The organism is Streptomyces sp. NPDC048483 (genome assembly GCF_040651455.1).
GTDB lineage: Bacteria > Actinomycetota > Actinomycetes > Streptomycetales > Streptomycetaceae > Streptomyces.
In genome coordinates this window covers 1,662-2,983 of the sequence record NZ_JBEZJZ010000215.1, presented here as the reverse complement: position 1 = coordinate 2,983, position 1,322 = coordinate 1,662, and the positions used below count along the sequence as shown (strand labels likewise).

Below are 1,322 nucleotides of genomic sequence, written 5' to 3'. Positions count from 1 at the left end.
GGAATGACACGACTTCGGCGGTGTGCTTGAGCCCCGCTACATTGTCGGCGCGGAATCACTTGACCAGTGAGCTATTACGCACTCTTTCAAGGGTGGCTGCTTCTAAGCCAACCTCCTGGTTGTCTCTGCGACTCCACATCCTTTCCCACTTAGCACACGCTTAGGGGCCTTAGTCGATGCTCTGGGCTGTTTCCCTCTCGACCATGGAGCTTATCCCCCACAGTCTCACTGCCGCGCTCTCACTTACCGGCATTCGGAGTTTGGCTAAGGTCAGTAACCCGGTAGGGCCCATCGCCTATCCAGTGCTCTACCTCCGGCAAGAAACACACGACGCTGCACCTAAATGCATTTCGGGGAGAACCAGCTATCACGGAGTTTGATTGGCCTTTCACCCCTAACCACAGGTCATCCCCCAGGTTTTCAACCCTGGTGGGTTCGGTCCTCCACGAAGTCTTACCTCCGCTTCAACCTGCCCATGGCTAGATCACTCCGCTTCGGGTCTTGGGCACGCTACTCAACGCCCTATTCGGACTCGCTTTCGCTACGGCTTCCCCACACGGGTTAACCTCGCAACATACCGCAAACTCGCAGGCTCATTCTTCAAAAGGCACGCAGTCACGACTGCATGTGCAAGCACACACAGCGACGCTCCCACGGCTTGTAGGCACACGGTTTCAGGTACTATTTCACTCCGCTCCCGCGGTACTTTTCACCATTCCCTCACGGTACTATCCGCTATCGGTCACCAGGGAATATTTAGGCTTAACGGGTGGTCCCGCCAGATTCACACGGGATTTCTCGGGCCCCGTGCTACTTGGGTGGTTCTCAAACGAGCCGTCAATGTTTCAGCTACGGGGGTCTTACCCTCTACGCCGGACCTTTCGCATGTCCTTCGCCTACATCAACGGTTTCTGACTCGTCTCATCGCCGGCAGACGATGAAAGAGAACTCCCACAACCCCAACCACGCAACCCCTGCCGGGTATCACACGTGACTGGTTTGGCCTCATCCGGTTTCGCTCGCCACTACTCCCGGAATCACGGTTGTTTTCTCTTCCTGCGGGTACTGAGATGTTTCACTTCCCCGCGTTCCCTCCACACTGCCTATGTGTTCAGCAGCGGGTGACAGCCCATGACGACTGCCGGGTTTCCCCATTCGGACACCCCCGGATCAAAGCTCGGTTGACAGCTCCCCGGGGCCTATCGCGGCCTCCCACGTCCTTCATCGGTTCCTGGTGCCAAGGCATCCACCGTGCGCCCTTAAAAACTTGGCCACAGATGCTCGCGTCCACTGTGCAGTTCTCAAGCAACGACCAGCCACCC

Annotated in this window: 1 rRNA gene (only partly in view); it reads right to left on the bottom strand. The window is 57.2% G+C overall.

The features are described from left to right. Positions 1-1,273: ribosomal RNA gene (locus AB0D04_RS42120) — 23S ribosomal RNA — on the bottom strand (it extends 1,948 nt beyond the left edge of the window). Between the last annotated feature and the right edge of the window lie 49 nt (positions 1,274-1,322).